We start from the raw sequence: 19,792 nt of genomic DNA on the forward strand, positions 1-19,792 counted from the left end.
AACTGAAACGATGCGCTAACCTGCTTTTGATAGACAAGGAATATAATGGTCTTATCGAACAAAGTTCCACAATTAAGTCTATTCAAACACTTCTTAATATATTTGGGTTCATCACCCCTTGTTCGTAAATTAAAAGATAACAACCTAACTTTCTTTGTTGTTTTCGTCTTATGTTCCGTACTTATTCAATTAACAGTTTGGCAAATACATCAAACACCATGGTTAGCCGATAGTATTCAAACAGCACTTGCCTATGCCGCTGCAAATTTATCTCAGCTATTTTCAAGAGATGTCTTACTGAATGAAAATGAAATTATCCATTCACTATCGCAGCGCTATATAGTCGTTGACTCACAATGTACTGCTCTCTCATTAATAGGCACTTTATTAGCTGCGATTATCGCTTTACCAATAAAATCAATATCTGCGTCAGCTTCCTCTGTGACATTTTCACAAATTGTACGTATAAAGGGATTAATATTTTTCATCAGCGCTGGTTTTATTCAAGTGCTCAATATTATACGTATTAGTCATTTATTTTTTGAAATAAAGCACCCTATTAATAACTTTGAATTTTATCATTTATATGTTTGGCAAGGTATTAACTTCGTTACCGTCATATGCATTTTTTATCTAATTCATCAATATGTTAAAAGGAAATTAACACTTGAATAAGATCTCTTGGTTTTGTCTACTCTTTTGCTTACTGTATACCTTTAATGCTTTAGCTACCGGAGGTGGCGGTGGCGGCGGAACAGGCTCAAGTGCTAGCGTACCTTTTTTAACACCTAGCCTAAACTTACTTGCTGTTCTCGTTATTTATTTCATTTATAAAAAACGTAAATGAGCCATACCGATAAACCTACCGCCATTACCTCCTTATCAAATAGTCATATTGTGGAAGATAAAACGTCTGAGCAATTATCAGCGAATACATCAAAGAATAACATTAGCCCGAGTAAACAACGAAAAGATTTGTTACTTGTTTTAGTCACCGTCGCTCTATTTTATTTAGCGTTTCCCAGTGGGGGTTATGGACATTTAGCCTGGTTTATTATGATCCCTTTAATGATCGCACTTCATAATACCCAAGGTAAGTACGCTTTTATGCTCGGCTTAGTTGCCGCGACACTTGGCTGGATGTGCAGCATTTGGTGGGTAGTTGATGGCTTAGCTCAAGTCACTTTCAGTCAAAGTAATATTGTTATCCCTTTTATCTTTGGGTTTTGTGTATTATTTGCGCTGCCTTATGCCCTCGCTTGCTGGTTACACGCACGGTTTTATTGGGGAAACTCAATCAGTGGCGCATTAAAGTCAGCATTAACTTTTACCGTCATTGTTAACTACATACCTAATGTACTGCCTGGTAACCTTGCACATGCACTGTACTTAGCACCATTACACATTCAACTCCTTGATATTGGTGGTGTGCCATTGGTGTTTTTTCTTTTGCATTTTGTTAATTTTCTCTTGGCGACTGCGATTATTAATTGGCGTAAAAAAATCGACCTTAGTGTTAAGTGTATCGCTGTAGCATTAAGTTGTTGGTTAATAAATGTTGGTTATGGTTATGTAAAAATAAATGACTTACTTGAGCCGAGTACAGAGCAACCCCCTACGCTTTCAATAGCAATGGTGCAGCCAAATGTTGATATTTCGCTGCGTACTCGCGATGACTGGCGACAAACATTACCTAAAATTCAAGAGCTACTGGCTGGGGTAGTAAGCGCTGAGCCAACCGACTTAATTATTTTACCTGAAATGCCTGTCCCACTTTCTTATAAAAATTATCCACAAGATAAGCACGCTTTTGATGCTGTAATCAAAAATAACAACCTGTTAATTACAGCGATTGAGCCTATGTTCAACCCTATAACCAATGAAGTTCAAGGCTATTTCAATACTGTTGAGCTTATTAGTGAGCAAGCGCTTTTACAGCAATATAAAAAACAAAAACTTTTGCCCATTGGAGAATATTTACCCTTTGAAGCACAGCTACCAATATTAAGAACTTTATTTCCTAATGCTCCCAACTATATCGCGGGTAAACAAACATATACTTTAACGCTAGCCTTAGAGCAGAAAACCATTAATATTGTGCCGTTAATTTGTTATGAAGCGGTTTTTACTGAATTAGTTGCCAATAGCCTTAAAAAGAATGATCTCAACAAAGAAACTCTTGAGCCGAATAATACGGCAGCTCCCCCTAATTTTAGCGTACTTGTCAATACCGTTAATGATGCCTGGTTTGGTAACACGGCAGGTCGTGATGTGCATTTAGCTCTTGCTTTATATCGTAGTGTTGAATATAGAAAGCCACTTGTTAGAGTCACCAATAATGGTGCCAGTGGTATTATTAATCACAAAGGCGAAATTATTAAAGACTCTCAAATAAAGTCATTTACAGCGGATAGCGTGATAACACATGTTGATTTAGTTGATATACACAGTATCTACCAGAGATTCCCTTATGGTTTTATGCTGTTAGCAATTATTTTTGTTGTTGTCGTCATTATTAACGAGCAATATAAACGAGTTAACAAACCTCGATTTTAGCTATAAAAAAGCGAATACATAAAAATGCATTCGCTTTCTTGTTCAAGCTTTACAGCTAACTAGCAGCTACTTAATCGAAGTTAAGCCGCCCATGTAAGGCTGCAATACCGTCGGAATATTAATACTGCCATCAGCTTGTTGGTAGTTTTCAAGAATTGCGACTAACGTACGCCCTACTGCTAGGCCTGAGCCATTTAATGTATGTAATAACTCTGTTTTTTTCGTTTCACTGCTACGATAACGTGCTTGCATACGACGAGCCTGAAAAGCTCCCATATTTGAGCAAGACGAAATTTCACGGTAAGTATTTTGTGCAGGTAACCATACTTCTAAATCAAAGGTTTTAGCGGCACTAAAACCAACATCGCCACTACATAATTGTACGGTGCGGTATGGCAGTTCTAGTTTTTCTAAAATAATTTCAGCGTGACGTGTTAACTCGTCTAATGCCGCCATTGATGTTTCAGGCTTAACAATTTGTACCATTTCAACTTTATCAAACTGATGTTGACGAATAAGACCACGAATGTCACGACCACCTGAGCCGGCTTCACTTCTAAAACATGGTGTGTGCGCTGTCATTTTAATAGGTAAATCAGCTTCTTCAACAATCTCATCACGTACTAAATTAGTTAATGGTACTTCTGAGGTTGGAATAAGTGATAATTTCTTATTTGATAAATCAGTATGAAATAAGTCTTCGCCAAACTTAGGTAACTGCCCTGTACCGTATAATGAGTCTTCGTTCACTAAATAAGGCACATACATTTCTTGATAACCGTGCTCTTCGGTATGAGTATTTAACATAAACTGCGCAATAGCGCGGTGCAATTTAGCAATATTGCCACGCATTACGGCAAAGCGAGTACCGGCAAGTTTAGCGCCGCTTTCAAAGTCTAAGCCTTTAGCAACACCAAAACCTAAGTCAACGTGATCTTTAACTTCAAAGTCAAATTCACGTGGTGTACCCCAACGCTTTATTTCAACGTTATCATCTTCATCTTTACCAAAAGGTACTGACTCATCAAGTAAGTTAGGAATAGCGCTAGCAATCGCATCGATTTTAGCAAGCACTTCATCTTGCTCTGTCTTTGCAGCATCTAAATCGTTACCCAGCTGGCTCACTTGTGCTAATAATGGCTCAATATCTTCACCACGCGCTTTCGCTTGGCCAATCGATTTAGAACGAGTGTTACGCTCACTTTGTAATTCTTGGGTTTTAACCTGAATACCTTTGCGCTGTTCTTCAAGCGCACTTAACGTGGCGGTATCAAGTTCAAATCCACGTTTAGCCAGTTCGCTGGCAATATTATCTAAGTCTGTTCTAAGCAGTTTTGCATCAAGCATAATTGTTCACATTAATCGTTGAAAAGTTATAATAATGGGTTAATTGCTGACAAGTTAAGTAATAATACATATAACTTAACTTCTCTATTTGGCCAGTGACGATACAATAAACATACCGAGTGCAGCTGCGCCAATACATAAAACAACATTTAAAAATATATTTAATGTTGCTTTAACGACCTCGCCTTGTTGCAATAATAACAAGGAGTCTAATGAAAATGTAGAAAAGGTGGTAAAAGCACCTAAAAAACCTATTCCGATGAGTGTTCGGTGAACACTGATATCTAAAATTTCATTCTCTATCAGTTGATAAAGTAAGCCCATAACGAGCGATCCGGTGATATTAACCATCAATGTCGCAAAAGGGAAACCTTTTCCTAGCCAATTTAACACTAATTGGGAAATATAAAAGCGCAAACTAGCGCCACAAGCTCCGCCAATGGCTACAAAGGCGTATAAAGTAAAGTTACTAATAGCGCCGCTCATGACTGTTCCTATTAAGTTGTTCTAAATATTCCAGTTTCTCTTTGAGCTGCTTTTCAAGGCCACGTTCACTGGGTTGGTAAAGCTGTGTGTATGATTTATCACCTTGCGCTAACGCTTCAGGAAAATAATTCTCACCAGCGGCAAAAGCATTGGGTTCATTGTGAGCATAGCGATACTCACTGCCATGACCTAAACCTTTGGTAATATCGCTGGTTGCATTTTTTAAATGGTTAGGTACATCAAGTTGTGAGGTATCTTGCGCTAATCGTTTTGCTTTTTTAAAGGCATCATAAACGGCATTGCTTTTAGGTGCTAGAGCCATATAAACTGCAGCTTGCGCAATTGCTCTTTCACCTTCACTGGGACCAACACGATGATAAGTATCCCAGGCATTAACGCCAATTTGTAAAGCTCTTGGATCAGCATTACCAATATCTTCACTGGCAATGGCTAATAAGCGACGGGCAACATAAAGTGCATCACCACCGGCAGTGAGTATACGTGCATACCAATAAAGCGCAGCATCTGGACTAGAGCCACGAACCGATTTATGAAAAGCGCTAATCAAATCATAAAAAGCATCACCGCCTTTATCATAAAGTGCTATTTTACTGCCTGAAACTTGTGCTATTAGCCCTTCAGAAATAAGACACTTACCCTCGCTTGTATCAAGACTATCAACACAGTTTTCAAGCAAATTAAGTAGTCGCCTAGCATCACCGTCACTACGATTGAGTAAGCTTTGAGCTGCATCGTCACTGAGCGAAACCATTAAGTTTTGCTCGTGTTGATAAAGCGCTATGGCACGACTTAAGACTAAACGTAAATCGTCACTGGTAAGTTTTTTTAAAATATATAAACGCGCCCGTGAAAGGAGTGCTTTATTTAATTCAAAAGCTGGATTTTCAGTGGTCGCGCCAATAAAAATAATGGTGCCGTCTTCAATATGCGGTAAAAATGCATCTTGTTGAGATTTATTAAAACGGTGCACTTCGTCAACAAATAATACCGTACGGCGTTGTTGAGCATTAGCACGCATTTTTGCACGGTCAATCGCTGCACGTATTTCTTTAACACCAGAAGTGACTGCTGAGACACGTTCAATATCGGCATCGCTATGCTGAGCAATTATCTCAGCTAAAGTCGTTTTGCCGCTGCCTGGTGGCCCCCAAAAAATTAATGAATGGCAATGACCTTGCGCTATAGCTTGAGCTAAAGGTGACTCTGGCGCTAAAATATGTTGCTGTCCAACATAGTCTTTGAGTGTTTTGGGGCGCATTTTAGCCGCTAATGGCATAAACCCCTGGGGCTCATCTAGCGAAGGCTCAATACCATTAATTTTCTTGGCTTGATTACTCTCTACGCCCTCAAGTCCATGCAACATGTCTCTTTCAGATGTATCGAATAAGTCATCTTCAAATAAGCCACTTTGACTTTGCTGTTGCTTATTAATAGCGCCCTGATTATCGCTTGTCTTCAAGTCTAACACCTTGTGGCAAGCTAAAAGAGAATAATTGTGCGTTAGGCGCATCGGTACTATTAAAGTTACTTAGAAGTATTTGGCTTACCTGCCCTGTTGCATCTTTAAATGAAAATTCACTTAATTGCGTTGTGCTAGACTCATTGCGGCTAAAGCGTAACGATAAGCTTTTAATCTGGCTTTCTTGATTTAATGGCGTAATCACAAATTGTTCATTTTTTTGTTCAACTTGATAATTATCCCATAGCGTTTTTTCATCACTGGTAAGTAATAATATTGGAGTATTATCAATAGCTTTTGCTAAACTATAAGCACTAGCCTGCTCGATAAATGGGTCATAAAACCACAGTGTTTCACCATCACTAACAATAATAGTTTCATCGGGCTCAGTCGTTTGCCAATTGACTAAATTAGGCTTACTAATCGCTAAAGTGCCAGCACCTTGTTGTAATAACTCTTCACTTTCGCTAAATATTTTTTGAGTAAAGTCTGCGCTAAAATACGTTAATTCAGATAAGGTTGCCATTAATCTTGCTTTATCTTGCGCACTACGTTCGTCCGTAGTATTTAACACTTGCGTTGCCACTGACTCAATAGCTGTGTCTTTAGTTGCCGGTGTAACACTTACCTCAGCATGTACACTAAAATGACTTAATACGGGAATGCTCAATAACGTTGCTAAACGAATTTTTTTTAAAAGTGTTGGGGACATCTAATTAATAAACCTTCTTCAATAAACCTAAGTAGTACAAACTATTATTTCAATTGTGTTAGTTAAAAGTCACGCACAGGTGGCGGCGCTAATACTTCACGGGCACCGTTATGTCCAGGTGTTGAGACTACGCCTTGTATTTCCATTTGCTCAACAATACGTGCTGCGCGGTTATAGCCAATTCTAAATTGACGTTGCACACTTGAAATTGATACGCGGCGTTTTTCAGTCACAAACTGAATCGCTTCATCATAAAGCGCGTCAAGCTCTTCTTCTCCACCACCTTCAGCTTGCTCGCCAGGTAATAAAATATCTTGCTCATTCTCACCAGAAAGAATTTCATCTATGTAATTAGGCTCGCCGCGAGACTGCCAGTCTTTTACAACCGCATGCACTTCATGATCGTCAATAAATGCGCCATGTACACGCGTAGGAACACCTGTGCCCGGCGGTAAGTAAAGCATATCACCCATTCCGAGTAACTGCTCAGCACCTTGTTGATCTAATATGGTACGGGAGTTTAAACCAGAAGAAACTTGAAACGCCATACGCGTTGGAATATTTGCTTTAATTAAACCCGTGATAACATCAACTGATGGGCGCTGTGTTGCTAACACCAAATGAATACCTGCAGCACGTGCTTTTTGTGCGATACGTGCAATTAACTCTTCTACTTTTTTACCAACAATCATCATCATGTCGGCAAATTCATCAACAATAACCACAATACTTGGCAGTTTCTCTAATAACGGTGCGGTTTGGTCTAAACCGTCATTTGGTTGCCATGTAGGATCAATAATAGGTTGTCCACTTGCTTCAGCGTCACGAATTTTTTTGTTGTAACCTTTCAGGTTTCTCACCCCTAAAGCAGACATCACTTTATAGCGACGTTCCATTTCACCGACACACCAACGCAGCGCGTTAGCTGCATCTTTCATGTCAGTTACCACTTCAGCTAATAAATGAGGAATACCTTCATAAACACTTAACTCAAGCATTTTAGGGTCGATCATAATTAAACGGACGTCTTCAGGCGTAGATTTATATAACAAGCTGACAATCATGGTGTTAACACCCACTGATTTACCTGAGCCTGTAGTACCTGCTACCAATAAATGTGGCATTTTACCCAAATCAACAACCACGGGTTCACCAGCAATATCTTTACCTAACACCATAGTTAATGGCGAGGTTGCCTCTTCAAAAGCAGGACATGAAATTACTTCGCTTAGGCGAACAATTTCACGGTGTTTATTTGGTAATTCTAAGCCGATAACCGACTTTCCTGGAATAACTTCAACAACGCGGACACTAATCGCAGATAATGCTCGTGCTAAATCTTTTGATAAACTGGTAATTTTACTGACTTTAACACCAGGAGCTAAATCAAGTTCAAAGCGAGTAATAACTGGGCCTGGATAAACTGAAACGACCTCAGCGACAATATTAAAATCAAGTAACTTGGCTTCAACTAGGCGGCTCACTTGATCAAGCTCTTCTTGGTTAATTGGATTTTTTGCTTTATCGGGTCTATCTAACAAGTCAATGGAAGGCATCCCTTGGAATTTATCTTCTTCGACCACTAAATTAACTTGACCATTGCTGTTGTCTAACTGTTGTTCAAATGTTGATGTTTTATTGGCTGTGGCTGGAGTTTTAGTAGCGGTTCTCGTTTTAGGCTCAGCCTCATCATCAGCAATATGTAACTGTTCTACGTCGGTAAATGCCGCGGCAATTTCATCTTCACTAACATGCTCTTGTACATTCATCGCCAATGGCTCAGTTAGCAACTCATTAATATCAATAAAGGGTTCACTTTTTTCATGTGAGCGATAATCATCTGCGCTCAGTATAGTTGAATCATCATTATTATCCGCTGTACTTGAGTCAGTTTGTGTAATAAGCGGCGATTTATTTAAGCTGTTACTATCTGATGTGAAATCATCATCTTCAGCACTGTCGGCGGTAGGGTTTTTACTATGGTCATATTGTGTACCAAAATGCTCTTTAATTAAAGCAGGTAGCGTTAACAGCCAATTAAATGAGGCAATAGTATATTGACCAACGCTATCAACAAACTTTAACCACGAAAAACCCGTTAAAAGCACAAAACCAGAGCAGGTAAATAGTAGAAATAATAAGGTACTACCAACAAAAGAAAGATAAGGAAGTACTGCTTTACTGATTACATCCCCTAAAATACCACCGGCAGAAAAATAGAATATATCATCAAAATTCATGCTCGCTAAAGACGTAATACCAAGATAGAGCATGAAAAAACCAACAAGCTTTAAGCCTAAGGTTAAATAATCCAGCGCCATAACTTGATGAAAGCGTTGAAACAATAACCAGCCAACAATTGCAGTAACAAAAGGTAAGGTGTAAGCAATTAAGCCAAATAAGTTTAGTAATAAATCTGATAAATAAGCCCCTACTGCCCCGCCTAAATTGCGTACAGGGGTTTGATAACCAGTTTGCGCCCAGCCGGGATCGGCGGGATCAAAACTTAATAATGCCAACACCATAAATAAAGCAAAGGCGCTAAAACATAACAAGCCAGCCTCAAGCAAGCGCTGTACACCAGAAAGTTGTTTGTTGCTGATATCGGCAACACTGTTATCACTATTTTCTACAAGTTCAGAAGACAATTATTCGTACCATCGGGAAAATTAATAAGAAGAAAGGAATAAAATAACAAATTAACGGTTAATTGGCAGCATATTCGATGATTTAATTTCATCCATCACCACATAAGTTCTACTTGCACTTACTGCGGGCAACCGTAATAAGGTATCACCTAGTAACTCTCTATAGGCTAACATATCTTTAACTCTTGTTTTTAAAAGAAAATCGAAATTACCTGAAACTAAGTGACATTCTTGAATAACATCAAGTTTATGTACCGCTGCGGCAAACTCATCAAAAACATCGGGGCTGGTTTTAGTTAAGGTTATTTCAACTAACACTAATAAAGCAGCATCAAGCTTCATAGGATTAAGAGTGGCGCGATAACCGGTGATGTATTTTTCTTTTTCAAGACGCTTAACTCTTTCTAAGCAAGGCGTTGGGCTTAAACCGACACGTTTAGATAATTCAACATTGGTCAACCTGCCATCCTTTTGTAATTCAATAAGAATGTTTTTATCAATACGATCGATATTTTTACCTATAGTGATACTCATTTTTATATAACTCTAAAATAATGGACTGTTGCAGCATTATATATCGAAGCAAATTAAATAACGACAGGTTATTCTACAAATATATCACTATACTAGTCGCAAATATTACAGGCACTCTCATGTGCTTAGCATAATATGCTACAACAAACTTTGCTTAAGAGAGATTAGTATGATTATTGGTGTACCTAAAGAAATTAAAAACCACGAATACCGTGTTGGTATGGTACCTGCGAGCGTTCGTGAATTAGTTAATCACGGTCATAGTGTTATTATTGAAACGAATGCTGGTAGTGGTATTGGTTTTACAGACACAGATTACATTGAAGCTGGTGCTTCAATTTTAGCAACGGCAAGTGACGTTTTTGCCCAAGCAGAGATGATTGTAAAGGTTAAAGAACCTCAAGCAGTAGAACGTGCTATGTTACGTGAAGGTCAAATTTTATTCACTTACTTACATTTAGCACCTGATTTACCACAAACTCAAGATTTAGTGAAAAGCAAATCAATTTGTATTGCCTATGAAACAGTAACCGATGCTAACGGTGGTTTACCATTATTAGCACCAATGTCTGAAGTGGCTGGTCGTATGTCAATTCAAGCAGGCGCACAAGCTTTAGAAAAATCAAATGCCGGTTGTGGCATGTTATTAGGTGGCGTACCCGGTGTTGAGCCAGCTAAAGTAGTTATTATTGGCGGTGGTATGGTTGGTAATAACGCGGCACAAATGGCAGTAGGCATGGGTGCTGAAGTAGTTATTCTTGATCGTAATGTAAATGTTTTACGTAAACTTGATGCACAATTTGGTAACAAAATTAAAGCAATCTACTCAACAGCTGACGCACTTGAAAAGCACGTATTAGAAGCTGACTTAGTCATTGGCGGTGTATTAATTCCAGGTGCAGCAGCGCCTAAATTGGTTACTAAAGAGCATATTAAAAACATGAAGCCTGGCTCTGCTATTGTTGATGTAGCGATTGATCAAGGTGGTTGTATTGAAACCTCTTACGCAACAACTCACGCTGAGCCAACTTTTATTGTTGATGATGTTGTACATTACTGTGTAGCAAATATGCCAGGTGCTGTGCCTCGTACCTCTACTTTTGCATTAAACAATGCGACATTACCATACATTATTCAGTTAGCGAATAAAGGCTACAAGCAAGCACTTAATGATAATGCTCATTTATTAAATGGCTTAAACGTTATTAATGGCCAAGTAACGGTTAGAGAAGTTGCTGAAAACTTAGGCTTTGAATACGTTGCTCCTGCAACAGCATTAAATGCTTAATAAATATGTAAAATAAGTGATAACCCTTCACCGCTAAATTTTTCAGTTGAATAATTATCACGCTAAATAGCGCACTTTTGCTTACACTTGAGCAAAAGTGCGTTTTTTTTTGTTTAGCATATAACAAACTGGCTATTTACCCCCTTGCTTTATTTCCTTATCATCCCAATCAATTAAAGTAACTTTATTCATCAAAATACCCTGTTGGCTTTAAATATAGTCAGTTTCTGGGTTACTTGATGTTACTTAAGAACAAATTTAAAAATTAATCATTATAAAAATTTTGGAGTAATCATGAGCGACGTTAGACATTGTCCACTACTTATTTTAGGCTCAGGCCCTGCTGGTTATACAGCCGCAGTATATGCAGCCCGCGCTAACTTAAATCCAGTAATGATCACCGGTATGCAACAAGGTGGTCAATTAACAACGACAACTGACGTAGAAAACTGGCCTGGCGACGCTGACGACTTAACCGGCCCAGCTTTGATGGATCGTATGCAAAAGCATGCTGAAAAATTTGATACTGAAATTGTTTTTGATCACATTAACAATGTTGACTTCAGTGAACGTCCATTTAAATTAACGGGTGATAACGGCAGCTACACTTGTGATGCTCTCATTATTTGTACTGGTGCATCAGCACAATACTTAGGTTTACCTTCAGAAGAAGCCTTTATGGGTCGTGGTGTATCAGCTTGTGCCACTTGCGATGGTTTTTTCTATAAAAACCAAAAGGTTGCTGTTGTTGGTGGTGGTAATACTGCCGTTGAAGAAGCACTTTACTTATCAAATATTGCCAGTGAAGTTCATTTAATTCACCGTCGTGATACTTTCCGCAGTGAAAAAATCTTAACTGATCGTTTATACGAAAAAGTTAAAAACGGTAACATTATTCTTCACACCGATCGTACCCTTGATGAAGTACTAGGCGATAACATGGGTGTTACTGGTTTACGCTTAAAAGAAACTAATTCAGAAGTTACTGAAGAAATTGATGTAGCAGGCGTATTTATTGCAATTGGTCACAAACCAAATACAGATATTTTTAAAGATCAATTAGCGATGGAAAATGGCTACTTAACCATTCAAAGTGGTACGCAAGGCAATGCGACACAAACCAGTGTTGAAGGTGTGTTTGCTGCAGGTGATGTCGCTGACCATATTTACCGTCAAGCAATTACCTCTGCGGGTGCAGGTTGTATGGCAGCATTAGATGCTGAGCGCTATTTAGACGCTAAAGGCTAATAAACCTGATTTCAGGTTGATAAGCATTGAATGTTAGTGCTTGTTACACGTAAAAAAAACAAATACTAGCGGCTTATATATCTATATTGGTAAGCCTCACTCAATAAAAAGAGCATTTCGTGCTCTTTTTTTATGTTTATCGTTTATTGCTTTACCGTGTATTATCTAAAGGTGTTTTACTTTTAATTCACCCTTATTGTTTTCATGTATCTTAACCTCAATAAAAATAAGTTAATCATAATATTATCAACAATATCAGTATGAAGAGTGCCGTATGTTATATCAATTAGATGATAATGATCTAAGCTTCCCTCCTATTAAATTAGCCCTAACAGAGCCCAATGGTTTATTAGCTTTTGGTGGTGATTTATCCATAGAGCGGTTAAAAAATGCTTATCAGCAAGGTATTTTCCCGTGGTATTCATCACAAGATCCTTTGATGTGGTGGTCGCCTAACCCCAGAGCGATTATTCCTATTGATACGTTAAAAATAAATCGTACTTTACGTAAGTTTATAAAAAAGTCTCCTTATCGTATTACCTTAAACCAGCAATTTGCTGAGGTTATTGATCTTTGTGCAGACGCGCCCTTTCGCAAAGATGGCACTTGGATTGTCGATGAAATGCAAACCGCTTATATTGCACTTCATCAACGAGGGTTAGCCCATTCAATTGAAGTTTGGCAAGACCATCAAGATGAAAATAACAATCACCACAGCAAACTTGTTGGCGGCTTATACGGCGTTGCTATTAATGGTTTTTTCTCCGGTGAATCAATGTTTTATACGCAGCCCAACGCCTCTAAATGTGCGTTAGTAGCCTTGGCAAAATTATTAAGCGAAATTAATATTGACTTTATTGACTGTCAATTACTCAACCCCTTTTTAGCCGATATGGGCGCTATAGAAGTAAGTAGAGATGAATTTACCCTGATGAAAGATACAGCCCTGTCTGTTATAGTGCCTAATAACTTCTGGGATCCTAAAACGTTATCACTATGCTAGAGGGTTGTGCTAAAGGAGTATGACATTATCATTATACAAAAAGCTTATTTGATACTTATCGCTTCTCTTATCGTATTCATACCCAATAAGGCGTTTTCTTCTTCACCATTATTAATTGGCATACATCATGGTGGGCAAAAAAGTTTTGACATTTTTGTTAATGGCCGTGACCCATTAACAATTACCGATTTTACAGGAAAATACGCTTATCGGGATATTGTTGAACAGGTTTTATTATTACAAGCACTGCATCGCGGCGGTTATAACGCTCCTATTCAACTCGTCTCTGTTGATTTTTATCAACGCCGAATAAAACTCATCAACCAGGGTAAAGTTCACCTTAGTGCAACCCCTTCTTGGTACGCTGACATTAAAAATAAAGAAAACCTTTTTATCAGCCCGCCATTAACTCAAGAAGGCGAGTTTACCGCGGGTTTATATGTCTATGAAAAAAATGAACATTTATTAAAATCATCCCCCCCCAACATTCAAAGCCTTTTTGCCGTATCTAACCGTAATTGGAAAACTGATTGGGCAGCACTTTGCGATATGAACCTAGCAGGTCTGATTCATGTGGGGCAATTCCCACTAATGACAAAAATGCTGGTAAAAGGTCGAGCCGACTTTATGCTGGCACCATTTTATAACACGCCAGATTTATCCTTTACGCAAGACGGCTTCACTTTTAAACCGATTCCTAATGTGCGCGTAAAATTACCGGGTAGCCGTCACTTTGTCATAAGTAAACAACATCCCGATGCCAAAAATATATACCTTGCTTTAACTAAAGGCTTAACCATACTTAGAGCAGAGGGCATTATAAAAAAAGCCTATATACAAAGCGGATTTTTTAATAAAGCAGTAGAGAATTGGCCTATTATCAATGAATAACACCAGTTTTAAGTTAGGGGTAACCCAAGAGTTTCCTTGTAACTATTTACCCGAGCAAAACGAGCGATTATTAATTGCCGTTGATGAACGACTACAGAATAACAAAAGCTATTCATGGTTAATGGAGCAAGGCTTTAGACGCAGTGGTGAGCAAAGTTATCGCCCCCATTGTTTACAGTGCAACGCTTGTCAGTCTATTCGCGTTTTAGTCAACCAATTTACACCATCTAAAAGCCAAAGGCGCAGTAAAAAGCGTAATAGTCATTTTATCATTAAAGAGTCGAACACTTTAAAAGACAGCTATTACCCTCTTTATGAAAACTACATTAATACCTGCCATAGCGACGGTTCAATGTTTCCAGCCAATATTGAGCAATTTAGAAGTTTTTTAAGTTGCCAGCTAACCCAACAACTCTTTATTGAAACCTGGCTCATTGAAGATGACTTAGAGCAACTCATTTGCGTGGCGGTTACCGATGTTTTAAGTAATGCACTATCAGCGGTATATACCTTTTATCATCCAGAATTTAAAGCACACGGTTTAGGCGTATTTTCTATTTTAACTCAAATAGAAATATGTCAGCAGCGCGCACTTCCCTATTTATATTTGGGATATCAAATTGATGAGTGCCAAAAAATGAATTATAAAAATCGTTACCACCCTCATGAGCGATTTATTAACGACCGATGGCAATATAACGAGAATTAACGACATATAACCAGTAAATTGACAAATAAATGGTCACAATGCTTTACATTAGCCAAGCAATTAGGCATCATTCGCGCAGCTTTTTTTATCGGTCATGACTTTTAGCAATCTCGTTATTATGTTTTGGCTAATTTGCACAACATTAGAGGTTTAGCGCCCCATGGCGAAAGAAGAAAATATTGAAATGCAAGGTACGGTATTAGATACCTTACCAAACACTATGTTCCGAGTTGAACTAGAAAACGGCCACGTGGTCACTGCTCATATTTCAGGTAAAATGCGTAAAAATTACATTCGTATTTTAACTGGTGATAAAGTAACGGTTGAATTAACACCATACGATCTATCAAAAGGCCGCATTATTTTCCGCGCTAGATAATATATTATAATTACCTTGAGTTATCTCGAGGTTGATAAATTTAAAAAACCAGCTTTTGCTGGTTTTTTTATTTCTTATTTTTAAGAATCTAGCAATTCATCGCATATTCCCTTGTTGTTACCTTAACAAGCTTTCATTTCACTAACCCTAAATGATACATTCTACATATTGTATACAATAAGGAATTAATTATGACACTTGGTGTTGGCGGCTCTACCCCTGAAATTGAACTCAATAAATTATCTGACATGACCACAGATATTAGCGCAATTTCTCTCGATGAATTTAAAGCCCGTATCGCGCAAGCACAAACTTATATGCTCGAGCAAAATATTCAGGCGATGTACTTAGATGCAGGAACTAACTTAACTTACTTTACCGGGTTAAAGTGGTATAAGAGTGAGCGTTTAGTTGGCGCCATTTTACCTGCAAAAGGTGAGCTAGCATTTATTGCACCGCACTTTGAAGAAGGCTCTTTACGTGATCACATGTTGATACAAGGTAACTTTCACGGCTGGCATGAGCATGAGAGCCCTTATGCGCTATTTGCTCATGTGCTAACAGAGATGAACATTAGCACAGGTAATATTGCCATTGATGAATCAGCTCCTTTTTTTGTGTTTGATGGTTTTAGAAAAGCAGCACCACATATAACTTACACCAACGCTTCAGATATAACCGCATTGTGTCGTCAAATAAAGTCGAGCGCAGAGATTGCTTTAATGCAACGAGCGAAAGATATGACAATTGCCGTACACAAAGCAGCAGCCCGTATTTTAAGGCCTGGTATCAGTACAGTAGAGGTTACACAGTTTATTAACGAAGCCCATAAACGGGTTGGCGCCACAGGCTCTTCGTTTTGTATTGTACTTTTTGGTTTAGCCACCTCATTCCCACATGGCGTAAAAGATCCGCAAATTTTACAAGAAAATGACTGGGTTTTAATTGACACGGGTTGTTTAGTGCAAGGTTATAATTCTGACATTACTCGCACTTATGCTTACGGCGAGGCAACCCCTGAGCAACGCAAAGCATGGCAAGTTGAAAAAGATGCACAAATTAATGCGTTTAATGAAGCTAAACTTAATGCTCCTTGTGGAAATGTCGATGATGGCGCACGTATAGTATTAGAAAAACACGGTTATGGACCTGACTACCAACTACCGGGTTTACCACACAGAACGGGGCATGGTTGTGGGCTTGATATTCACGAATGGCCATATTTAGTTAAAGGGACTGAAACAAAATTACAAACCGGCATGGTATTTAGCAATGAGCCGATGTTAGTTATTCCTGATCAATTTGGTGTTCGCTTAGAAGATCATTTTTATATGGATGAAAACGGTCCTGTGTGGTTTACCACGCCATCACATTCAGTTGACGACCCTTTTGGATTAGAAGCTTAACGACTTACACAGTTAATGACTTATACAGTTAACAACAGCTATGAAAGTTTAATGGGGTGTGAATACCCCATTAAACAACGATAAAGTTAATAATACGTATAAAAAATAATACTTATAAATGAGCAGTGTTAAAACGTATTAGCCAAGGTACAAATCCTTGCGCGACTTGAGTAACAGTGCATAACGCCTGATTATAAAACCATACTGGTACATCATTAAGCTGAAGATCACACTCACTTTTTTTAAAGCAAAACATATTACCTTCACTATCAGAAGCAAAAACTATATGCCCGGTTGGCATGCCTGTCATCTCATAAAGCTTTGAAAGAGATAAAACATCTTCAACACTTAAAAAGTCTTGCACGTTTGCTACTTCAACATTTAAGTCACAAGTTTTTGTCAGTACATTGGGCGTACGTACTAAACCATAAGTAGTCAGTAAATATTTATATGCCTGAGGTAAAGCAACTTGTAGTTGCGCTTCAAGCTCAATAATATCTTGGTGACTTATCGGCACCATAGCACTCTTACCTGCCCAATTTTCTATAAATAAATCGATATCTTTCAATTAAATGTACTCTTATTTTTCAAAGGGGTAAACACTGTAGCTCCCGGCAAATACGCCAACCACAATACGGTAAAATCACTTATTTAACCTAAACTTGGGCTAAGTTAGTTCTTTATTTTTGGCTCAGTAGCATTGCTTTCATTATCTTTAATATAATAACGATAAAAGCCAATCGCTGTACTTCCCACGAAAATTGCTTCTACTAATATACCAACCGGTGTCCATAAAATAATATTGTGTAGAAGCCATAACGAGCCGCCTACCATCATCATAATACGTAGTAATTTATCATTTTTAGTAAATGAGCCAATGGTAATAAAAACCGTCGCCATAAAGCCAATCACACTTAAAAAGCCAATATAGGTATAACACGCAATTAATAAACTAACCCCAATGGATAATGCTGAAATCCATTGAAACTTCCATTTAATAGAAATTAAAAATCGAATACTCGAAAACCAGAAAATGAAAGCCGCAGTCGGCTGAGCTAATAAAAAATAATGAATACCATTAAAAAAACAACTCACTGACAGCAACGCTAAAATGGTATTTTTATTTTTGTGCTGCATTGCATAGCATTCAATAATTAAGGTAATTGATGCAAGCACCTGCGAAAGAAGAAAATCAGGCATGTTATCTCAAATAAATATCAAAATGGTGGTCTAGAATATTACTGGGCATGAGCAGTAAATGAGCTGACCTATTAATGCAAGGTGTTTAATACAAGGTAGTTAACATAAAGCAGCAAAGTTAGAAAATCCCTTTGCTGCTCGGTATGCTAAGGTGCGTTGCGCTCAGCAGGCGATGTTTTAAAGTCTTTCACCATAGTGTTCGGGTTAACTTCACTCTTATGCTTTTGGGCCGCCTGTGCCCACCATACAAGTTGACCGAATGTTCGAGAGAAATAATCAAACCACGAAGATTGCTCTTCACCTGGTTGTAATGTGCCTTCTTGTGTAAAGACATCTTGCGCTTTAGGAACATGAATCATAGCAGAGACCGGCAGACAGCCTAATTCACCCAAAAAGGTGCGCATGCCAACCGCCGCTCGCATACCACCCCATTGCCCAGCTGAATAAGTAACAATAGCGCTAGGCTTATAAGCAAACAAAGAGCTGCCAAAATGATTAAGTAAGTTAGCCAACGCAGGACTCATTGAATGATTATATTCTGGGCTGATCATAATAAAAGCATCTGCTGCGGCTATTTTTTCAGCTAAGCGACTAAGGGCTGCAGGCGCTTGATTACTTCCATACGCAAAGTGCGGCTTAAAAATAGCCTCTAAAGGGTAATCTAACGCGTCAATTAGCTCAATCTCATGTTCCGCAAAGCGAGCGTGTAAACAGTTAAGACTCGCTTTAGCAACTCTAACACCAAGACGTGCTGGTTTAGGTGGTGTGCTTTCACGAACCGTCCCTAAAAAAACGAGAATTTTCATCGGTGAATTCCTTTTATTCTGTAGACTCAATAACTGTAAAACCAAATATAGCGCTATGCTTGCGTAATGAAATATATACCAAACGCTAACCCCAAATACATCATCAGTGAAAATACACTACCAACGAGTGTCAACATCGTTGAAATTCCCCTGAATTGAAAACTTAATGCCGCACTCAGCGCTTTAGGTCGTGACTGAAATGAATGAAAATATTTAAATTCAGTTAACGTACTAGCTAAAGTCGGATTGTTTTTAATTTCATTATCAATAGTTTTATCATAAACAAATGCGACTAAATAAAAAACAATCAAAAAAATTAAAATGGATTCCACAACCGTATTTCCTCAGCTACTCAGTATAAATTATTGTCATTAAAAGCTCAGGGCTATTACTTATAATCCGCCAGCATTGCTTTATCGAAAGGCAGCGCGTCAATATCAATATTTTTCTCATTAATTGATTCAGTGATATCTTGTAAATTTTTCTCAACACTTGATAAAGTAATGGTATTGTCATCTAAAATATATAACTGCTTGATGCTGTTGTAATAGTAAAACAAAATACGTAATGCTTGTTCATCACTCTCTTTCGCCGCGGCTTTGATCTTTTTTAGCTTACGATAAATAAGGTTTTGTACCTGTTTAATTTGCCACACATAATAAACTTCGTTGAAAAAATCACTATTTTTCACGCGGTGTAAAATAGCTGCGTTCACAAATAACGCTAGCACAACGCCAATTAAATTAAACTTAAAATTACTCCCCTCTGGTGCTTGCTCTGCGGTAATTTTTGCAAGGTCAATCACGTTTTGCTCTACGGTTGAAAAAAGTGCAATCAGCAGCTGACCAAAAATCAGAGATAGTATTAATAAACTACTGATAAAACCAACAATGACAATATTTAAATGTTTTTTATAACGTGCTTTATCAATATCTTTTAATTGCATAACCTTAAACCTTAAACGCTAGTGACTAACCTGAACTCTTCAAAAATAAAACGCGAGTTATTTTAACTATCGCTTTATCGCAAGCCGCAATTATATCAGGCATTTAGGTAATTAACGCACAATAAATCATGACTAAATTGTTATTAGACTGAT

At 38.1% G+C, this 19,792-nt stretch carries 21 protein-coding genes; 10 read left to right on the forward strand and 11 right to left on the reverse strand.

Features of this window, described 5'->3' with window-relative positions; translation table 11 throughout:
- The first annotated feature begins 45 nt into the window (after positions 1 to 45).
- The 3 genes from KO495_RS04125 to KO495_RS04135 are packed head-to-tail and all read left to right on the forward strand — an operon-like array spanning position 46 to position 2,556.
- A complete protein-coding gene (locus tag KO495_RS04125; protein ID WP_215979130.1) occupies positions 46 to 675 on the forward strand; it encodes a hypothetical protein in 630 nt (209 codons plus the stop codon).
- Complete coding sequence (locus tag KO495_RS04130) at positions 668 to 847, forward strand: hypothetical protein (RefSeq protein ID WP_215979131.1); 180 nt, start codon at positions 668 to 670, stop codon at positions 845 to 847. The genes KO495_RS04125 and KO495_RS04130 overlap by 8 nt, the downstream gene beginning before the upstream one ends.
- Positions 844 to 2,556 carry a nitrilase-related carbon-nitrogen hydrolase gene (locus KO495_RS04135; protein ID WP_215979132.1) on the forward strand — a complete coding sequence of 571 codons (1,713 nt, stop codon included), beginning with the start codon at positions 844 to 846 and terminating at the stop codon, positions 2,554 to 2,556. The genes KO495_RS04130 and KO495_RS04135 overlap by 4 nt, the downstream gene beginning before the upstream one ends.
- Before the next feature lie 66 nt (positions 2,557 to 2,622).
- Here the strand turns inward: KO495_RS04135 and serS are convergent, their stop codons facing one another.
- The 6 genes from serS to lrp form a co-directional block, all read right to left on the reverse strand.
- Positions 2,623 to 3,903 (reverse strand): serine--tRNA ligase, encoded by a 1,281-nt coding sequence (gene serS, locus KO495_RS04140; RefSeq protein ID WP_215979133.1) that lies wholly within the window; start codon positions 3,901 to 3,903, stop codon positions 2,623 to 2,625.
- A gap of 84 nt (positions 3,904 to 3,987) precedes the next feature.
- A complete protein-coding gene (gene crcB, locus KO495_RS04145; protein WP_215979134.1) occupies positions 3,988 to 4,389 on the reverse strand; it encodes a fluoride efflux transporter CrcB in 402 nt (133 codons plus the stop codon).
- A complete protein-coding gene (locus tag KO495_RS04150) occupies positions 4,373 to 5,686 on the reverse strand; it encodes a replication-associated recombination protein A (protein ID WP_252738806.1) in 1,314 nt (437 codons plus the stop codon). The genes crcB and KO495_RS04150 overlap by 17 nt, the downstream gene beginning before the upstream one ends.
- A 166-nt stretch (positions 5,687 to 5,852) precedes the next feature.
- A complete protein-coding gene (gene lolA, locus KO495_RS04155; RefSeq protein ID WP_215979135.1) occupies positions 5,853 to 6,581 on the reverse strand; it encodes an outer membrane lipoprotein chaperone LolA in 729 nt (242 codons plus the stop codon).
- Positions 6,582 to 6,643: 62 nt separating this feature from the next.
- Positions 6,644 to 9,229 carry a DNA translocase FtsK 4TM domain-containing protein gene (locus KO495_RS04160; protein WP_215979136.1) on the reverse strand — a complete coding sequence of 862 codons (2,586 nt, stop codon included), beginning with the start codon at positions 9,227 to 9,229 and terminating at the stop codon, positions 6,644 to 6,646.
- A 51-nt stretch (positions 9,230 to 9,280) separates the two neighbouring features.
- Positions 9,281 to 9,763, reverse strand: coding sequence for a leucine-responsive transcriptional regulator Lrp (lrp, locus tag KO495_RS04165; protein WP_215979137.1), 483 nt, complete (start codon positions 9,761 to 9,763; stop codon positions 9,281 to 9,283).
- A 169-nt stretch (positions 9,764 to 9,932) separates the two neighbouring features.
- Between lrp and ald the strand changes: the two genes are divergently transcribed.
- From ald to KO495_RS04200, 7 genes are all read left to right on the forward strand, one after another.
- Entirely contained in the window at positions 9,933 to 11,051 is a 1,119-nt protein-coding gene (ald, locus tag KO495_RS04170; protein ID WP_215979138.1) for an alanine dehydrogenase, read from the forward strand.
- Between the two features lie 294 nt (positions 11,052 to 11,345).
- On the forward strand, positions 11,346 to 12,299 hold the full coding sequence (gene trxB / locus KO495_RS04175) for a thioredoxin-disulfide reductase (RefSeq protein WP_215979139.1): 954 nt from the start codon (positions 11,346 to 11,348) through the stop codon (positions 12,297 to 12,299).
- A gap of 274 nt (positions 12,300 to 12,573) precedes the next feature.
- Positions 12,574 to 13,302: a leucyl/phenylalanyl-tRNA--protein transferase gene (gene aat / locus KO495_RS04180; RefSeq protein WP_215979140.1), complete on the forward strand. Its 729-nt coding sequence runs from the start codon at positions 12,574 to 12,576 to the stop codon at positions 13,300 to 13,302.
- Positions 13,303 to 13,350: 48 nt separating this feature from the next.
- The gene (locus tag KO495_RS04185) at positions 13,351 to 14,193 is read left to right on the forward strand and encodes a hypothetical protein (RefSeq protein WP_215979141.1); all 843 of its coding nucleotides are present in this window, start codon (positions 13,351 to 13,353) and stop codon (positions 14,191 to 14,193) included.
- Entirely contained in the window at positions 14,186 to 14,902 is a 717-nt protein-coding gene (locus KO495_RS04190; RefSeq protein WP_215979142.1) for an arginyltransferase, read from the forward strand. The genes KO495_RS04185 and KO495_RS04190 overlap by 8 nt, the downstream gene beginning before the upstream one ends.
- A gap of 160 nt (positions 14,903 to 15,062) precedes the next feature.
- On the forward strand, positions 15,063 to 15,281 hold the full coding sequence (gene infA, locus KO495_RS04195) for a translation initiation factor IF-1 (protein WP_011043571.1): 219 nt from the start codon (positions 15,063 to 15,065) through the stop codon (positions 15,279 to 15,281).
- Between the two features lie 191 nt (positions 15,282 to 15,472).
- Positions 15,473 to 16,687: a Xaa-Pro peptidase family protein gene (locus KO495_RS04200; RefSeq protein ID WP_215979143.1), complete on the forward strand. Its 1,215-nt coding sequence runs from the start codon at positions 15,473 to 15,475 to the stop codon at positions 16,685 to 16,687.
- Between the two features lie 112 nt (positions 16,688 to 16,799).
- On the opposite strand, the gene KO495_RS04205 is transcribed toward KO495_RS04200, so the two are convergent.
- The 5 genes from KO495_RS04205 to KO495_RS04225 form a co-directional block, all read right to left on the reverse strand.
- Positions 16,800 to 17,255: an SMI1/KNR4 family protein gene (locus tag KO495_RS04205; protein WP_215979144.1), complete on the reverse strand. Its 456-nt coding sequence runs from the start codon at positions 17,253 to 17,255 to the stop codon at positions 16,800 to 16,802.
- Between the two features lie 104 nt (positions 17,256 to 17,359).
- On the reverse strand, positions 17,360 to 17,887 hold the full coding sequence (locus KO495_RS04210) for a YgjV family protein (protein ID WP_215979145.1): 528 nt from the start codon (positions 17,885 to 17,887) through the stop codon (positions 17,360 to 17,362).
- A gap of 146 nt (positions 17,888 to 18,033) precedes the next feature.
- Positions 18,034 to 18,693 carry an NAD(P)H-dependent oxidoreductase gene (locus tag KO495_RS04215; RefSeq protein ID WP_215979146.1) on the reverse strand — a complete coding sequence of 220 codons (660 nt, stop codon included), beginning with the start codon at positions 18,691 to 18,693 and terminating at the stop codon, positions 18,034 to 18,036.
- 53 nt (positions 18,694 to 18,746) lie between these two features.
- Positions 18,747 to 19,025 (reverse strand): hypothetical protein, encoded by a 279-nt coding sequence (locus KO495_RS04220; protein WP_215979147.1) that lies wholly within the window; start codon positions 19,023 to 19,025, stop codon positions 18,747 to 18,749.
- A 56-nt stretch (positions 19,026 to 19,081) separates the two neighbouring features.
- Entirely contained in the window at positions 19,082 to 19,639 is a 558-nt protein-coding gene (locus tag KO495_RS04225; RefSeq protein WP_215979148.1) for a DUF3087 family protein, read from the reverse strand.
- Positions 19,640 to 19,792: the final 153 nt, after the last annotated feature.

It is taken from the genome of Colwellia sp. D2M02 (genome assembly GCF_018860755.1).
In the GTDB taxonomy this organism is placed as follows: Bacteria; Pseudomonadota; Gammaproteobacteria; order Enterobacterales; family Alteromonadaceae; genus Colwellia; species Colwellia asteriadis.

What these genes read in the sequence shown, in the direction of transcription:
- trxB (WP_215979139.1), top strand. Translation starts at nt 11,346, where the DNA reads ATGAGCGACGTTAGACATTGTCCACTACTTATTTTAGGCTCAGGCCCT.
- KO495_RS04200 (WP_215979143.1), top strand. Translation starts at nt 15,473, where the DNA reads ATGACACTTGGTGTTGGCGGCTCTACCCCTGAAATTGAACTCAATAAA.
- lrp (WP_215979137.1), bottom strand. Translation starts at nt 9,763, where the DNA reads ATGAGTATCACTATAGGTAAAAATATCGATCGTATTGATAAAAACATT.
- infA (WP_011043571.1), top strand. Translation starts at nt 15,063, where the DNA reads ATGGCGAAAGAAGAAAATATTGAAATGCAAGGTACGGTATTAGATACC.
- KO495_RS04215 (WP_215979146.1), bottom strand. Translation starts at nt 18,693, where the DNA reads ATGAAAATTCTCGTTTTTTTAGGGACGGTTCGTGAAAGCACACCACCT.
- KO495_RS04150 (WP_252738806.1), bottom strand. Translation starts at nt 5,686, where the DNA reads ATGCCATTAGCGGCTAAAATGCGCCCCAAAACACTCAAAGACTATGTT.
- ald (WP_215979138.1), top strand. Translation starts at nt 9,933, where the DNA reads ATGATTATTGGTGTACCTAAAGAAATTAAAAACCACGAATACCGTGTT.
- KO495_RS04135 (WP_215979132.1), top strand. Translation starts at nt 844, where the DNA reads ATGAGCCATACCGATAAACCTACCGCCATTACCTCCTTATCAAATAGT.
- KO495_RS04225 (WP_215979148.1), bottom strand. Translation starts at nt 19,639, where the DNA reads ATGCAATTAAAAGATATTGATAAAGCACGTTATAAAAAACATTTAAAT.
- KO495_RS04190 (WP_215979142.1), top strand. Translation starts at nt 14,186, where the DNA reads ATGAATAACACCAGTTTTAAGTTAGGGGTAACCCAAGAGTTTCCTTGT.
- lolA (WP_215979135.1), bottom strand. Translation starts at nt 6,581, where the DNA reads ATGTCCCCAACACTTTTAAAAAAAATTCGTTTAGCAACGTTATTGAGC.
- serS (WP_215979133.1), bottom strand. Translation starts at nt 3,903, where the DNA reads ATGCTTGATGCAAAACTGCTTAGAACAGACTTAGATAATATTGCCAGC.
- KO495_RS04210 (WP_215979145.1), bottom strand. Translation starts at nt 17,887, where the DNA reads ATGCCTGATTTTCTTCTTTCGCAGGTGCTTGCATCAATTACCTTAATT.
- crcB (WP_215979134.1), bottom strand. Translation starts at nt 4,389, where the DNA reads ATGAGCGGCGCTATTAGTAACTTTACTTTATACGCCTTTGTAGCCATT.
- KO495_RS04125 (WP_215979130.1), top strand. Translation starts at nt 46, where the DNA reads ATGGTCTTATCGAACAAAGTTCCACAATTAAGTCTATTCAAACACTTC.
- aat (WP_215979140.1), top strand. Translation starts at nt 12,574, where the DNA reads ATGTTATATCAATTAGATGATAATGATCTAAGCTTCCCTCCTATTAAA.